Annotated in this window: 3 protein-coding genes; 1 reads left to right on the forward strand and 2 read right to left on the reverse strand. The window is 45.1% G+C overall.

Annotated elements, in window-relative coordinates; genetic code table 11:
- The coding region (locus B4J23_RS00025; protein WP_291358079.1) for an MFS transporter at positions 1–1,024 on the reverse strand (1,024 nt) is incomplete at its 3' end.
- A gap of 178 nt (positions 1,025–1,202) precedes the next feature.
- On the opposite strand from B4J23_RS00025, the gene B4J23_RS00030 reads away from it, so the two are divergent.
- Entirely contained in the window at positions 1,203–3,857 is a 2,655-nt protein-coding gene (locus tag B4J23_RS00030) for a Lon protease family protein (protein WP_125278417.1), read from the forward strand.
- Positions 3,858–3,942: 85 nt separating this feature from the next.
- Here the strand turns inward: B4J23_RS00030 and B4J23_RS00035 are convergent.
- A partial coding sequence (locus tag B4J23_RS00035; protein ID WP_291358083.1) for a glutaredoxin family protein occupies positions 3,943–4,144 on the reverse strand: 202 nt, incomplete at its 5' end.

Consider the following 4,144-nt stretch of genomic DNA (forward strand, 5'->3'; position numbering starts at 1 on the left):
AAAAACCGATCAGTAATAACAACACCAAAGCCAGTTTTAAACCATAGCGATCAAAGAAATCTGCTACGGGATTGACCCAGGTTTCGAATGCCATTTGCTTATTCACAGCACCCATTTTGACCAGAATCGTACCCACACCGAAAGCGACAGCACCTGAACCGATAAAGCGTAAAGCCTCAAAACAGAACAAGGCAAAAGTATCCTGAATTGCCCACTGTGCAGTGATACTAGATACCAAGTCACCGGAATAGACATAGCTCAGAACAAAGCTGATAACTGCCACAAAAAACACGCCGACGAGACGGAAATAATCACTGCGCTGATAATCTTTACGTGCCCGATCCACTTGAGGCTCACGGATGACCAGTGTGGTAATAATCCCGACCAGCATAACCGCTGCCATCGCCAGATAAGTCCATTTCCAGGCATCATAAATATAGTTGCCTTTGGCCGTACCTAAATACGCCGCCAGAAACAGAGCCCCAGCCCCAGCCACAATCATCCCGATCCGGTAACCCGCATTATAGGTGGATGCCAGCACGGTCTGCATCTGGGTTTCGGCCAGCTCGATACGGTAAGCATCAATGACAATATCCTGTGTTGCCGCCGAGAACCCTAGCAGTACTGCACCCAATGCCATCTGCTGTAAATGTGCCTGCCCCAATGCCGGATCTGAAAAAGCCATAATTGAAATCGCAGTTACAATCAGGATCTGAGCAATCAATAGCCAGGCTCTTCGCCTACCCAAAGCTTTAGTCAAAAATGGGACAGGTAATTCATCGATGAGTGGCGCCCAGACGAACTTGAATGAATAGCCCAGTGCAGCCCAGCTGAAAAAAGTCACCGCACTTTTACTGATTCCGGCTTCACCAAGCCATAAAGACAAACTGGAAAAGATCAAAAGAATCGGGACACCAGCTGAAAATCCGAGAAACAGCATGATCAGGGCACGTCGATCCAGAAATGCTGTAAATGCGGATTTCCAACCCGTCGTTTGTGTTGTCATTGCCTTGTTATTTTCCACGAAAACCAATTGCTGCTATTCAATCCTTTAATAACGTATCTTTCAACAAAATTTATATATTTCTCGCATGCCCGATTTTTTATTTTGTGGCAAAACTGACATGTTGGCTTGAATTTTTCAAGTAAATCTGTATACCTTAAACCTTATCCACGTCATATTTCGTTTTGGACTTTCAACAGTGACTCAGAGACTCGATCAAATTCATTCTTCAATTTCAAGTAATACAACTATATCTCAACAAAACATCAGCTCCGACCTACTTATCTCAGCCTTTGAACAAAGCGAAATTACACCAACCCTTGAAAAGACATGCCTGAAACCGGCACAACTGACGCGTATTGCCGATCCGGATAAAATCCCGGCATCGACCAAGCGAATCAAGCCTTTAAATAATTTTCTAGGCCAGGACCGTGCCCGTGCTTCGGTTGAAGCCGGTATTGCCCTGCCATATTCAGGCTATAACATCTTTGCCGTGGGTACAGCAGGACTCGGCAAACGCACTATGGTGAAGCGTTTGTTGCAGCAACATGCCAAAACCATGCAAACGCCTAATGACTGGGTTTATGTCAATAATTTTCAGAATCCTCGTCAGCCTATCGCACTGGAATTCCCAGCCGGTCAGGGGCCCAAGTTTCAGACGATGCTGCATCAAAGCTGGCAATCCATTCTAAAACAGCTGGAACGCCGTTTTACTGCGGAAAGCTATCACAACCGGATTGAAATGATTCGCCAGGAAACGGGTGATGAACAGCAACTCGCACTGATTGAACTGACCCGTGAAGGTGAAGAACTCGATCTGAAACTGATTTCCCGCAATGATGAACATTGTTTTGTGCCAATTCATCTGAAAGATGACAAAGTACAGGAAATGTCTCAGGAAGATCTGAATGCTTTAAGCAATAAAGATCGTGCTGAGATTGCTTCTAACATGCGTTACATGGACAAGAAACTGGAACGCCTGGGACTTCATTTGGGTGACCTGGAAGATGATGCGCGTGACCGTGTTCAAGTATTGAACCGTGATATCGCTAAACAGGTAGTCATGCCACGCGTTGAGCAGATGCTGACTAAATTCAAGCATGTCGAAGGTCTGGAACAATATCTGAAGCAATATGCTGAAGACATTATTAATAATGTTGAAATTGTACTGGAACAGGAAGAAGACGATTTTACCCCTGCCCAGTTTAGCCGCGTACCAGCGCGCTTCCAGGCCAATGTGATTGTCACCCATAAGCCAAATAGCGGTGCACCCGTTATTTTTGAAGATTTCCCGACGCATTACAATCTATTGGGTCATGTGGAACAGTTGACCCAAAATGGTACGATTACTACAGATTTCACACTGATCCGTCCCGGCTCCTTGCATAATGCCAATGGCGGTTTCCTGATGCTTGAAGCTGAACAATTACTGGAACAGCCATATGCATGGCAAGGTCTGAAACGTGCCCTGAAATCTGGGCATCTCAAGCTTTCATCTTTAGAGCATATGCTGACTCTCACCGGTAGCATTTCCATTGAACCAGCTTCTATTCCGCTGAATATCAAAGTGGTGCTGCTGGCAGAGCCAGAAATTTATTATGAAATTCTGGAACTTGAACCAGAACTAGGCAGTATCTTTAAAATCCGTGCTGATTTTACCGATACCTTGCAACGTAATGATGAAAATGAGCAAGCCTATATGCAGCTCATTGCTGACTATGTGCAATCAGATAAATTATTACCATTTGACCGTTCTGCATTATCTGCTCTGCTGACCGACTCAAGCCGTCAGGCTGAAGATCAGAGTTCCCTGTCACTACATGCATTAACGCTGGGCGACCTGATTCGTGAAGCGCATCATCATGCATTCGAAGCGGGTGATAAGATGGTGTCAGAAAAGCATATCAATACCGCACTGGATCATCGTAAATATCGCTTAGGCTATTTACGTGAGCTATTCTGGCAAGATCTGACCCGTGGCACTCAACTGATTGAAACTCGCGGTCATCGTCTAGGCCAAATCAATGCGCTGTCTGTGATTCATTATGCAGATGTTGAATTTGGTCTACCTTCACGCTTAACTGCTTCTGTATATCAAGGTGGCGGTGATATTCTGGATATCGAACGTAGTGTAGAACTTGGCGGTTCTTTGCATGCTAAGGGCGTGCTATTGATGGCCTCCTTTCTAAAAGCCCATTTTGGTCGTGAACAGACCCTGCACTTCTCTGCCGCTTTAGCTTTCGAACAAAGCTATGGTCAGGTGGATGGTGACAGCGCGACAGTTGCTGAACTTTCAGCGCTGATTTCTGCGATTAGTCAGTTACCGATCGACCAGTCCTGGGCGATTACCGGTTCTATGAACCAGCTTGGTCAAGTACAACCGATTGGTGGTGTCAATGCGAAGATTGAAGGTTTCTTCGATGCCTGTAAGTTGCAAGGCCTGACAGGTAAGCAGGGTGTGATTATTCCACGACAAAATATGCAGCATCTGATGTTACGTAAAGATGTCATTGCTGCAGTCGAAGATGGTCAATTCCATATTCATGCCATTGATAATATCGCGCAGGCTTTGGAAATCCTGATGGCACGTCCGGTCGGGACTATGGACAAGAAAGGTCGTTATAGCAAAAACTCGATCTTTGCTGCTGTGATGGAACAACTCGAATACTGGCAAGCCATTGAAGATGGTGCCGAGTTTGAGGAAGAACCTAAGAAAAAGAAAAAAAAGAAGAAAAAGAAAAAAGATAAGGCGCCTATAAAGGAAGTTCTGACCGATCCAGATACCTTAGCTGAGGCCTTGGTTGCTGAATCAAAAGAACTAGAAAAATCTGAGGGTCAGCAGGCAGAAGATTAATTCTGCCCCCTGCCTCACTATTCACCCATAAAAAAAGCGCTTCTCTCGGAAGCGCTTTTTCACAGCTATCAGTTTAATCCAAGGATTAAGTTTCAGGTGCTGGACTGTATTGCTCTACTAAAGGCTGTAATTCACCTTTTTGGAACATTTCGAGCATGATGTCACTACCACCGATCAATTCACCATTGATCCAAAGTTGTGGGAATGTCGGCCAGTTCGCAATTTGTGGCAGAGTTGCACGAATATCCGGGTTTTCCAGAATATTAACATAAGCAAATGGACGACCA

Origin of the sequence: Acinetobacter sp. UBA3025, from assembly GCF_002367915.1 — a bacterium.
Classification (GTDB): domain Bacteria; phylum Pseudomonadota; class Gammaproteobacteria; order Pseudomonadales; family Moraxellaceae; genus Acinetobacter.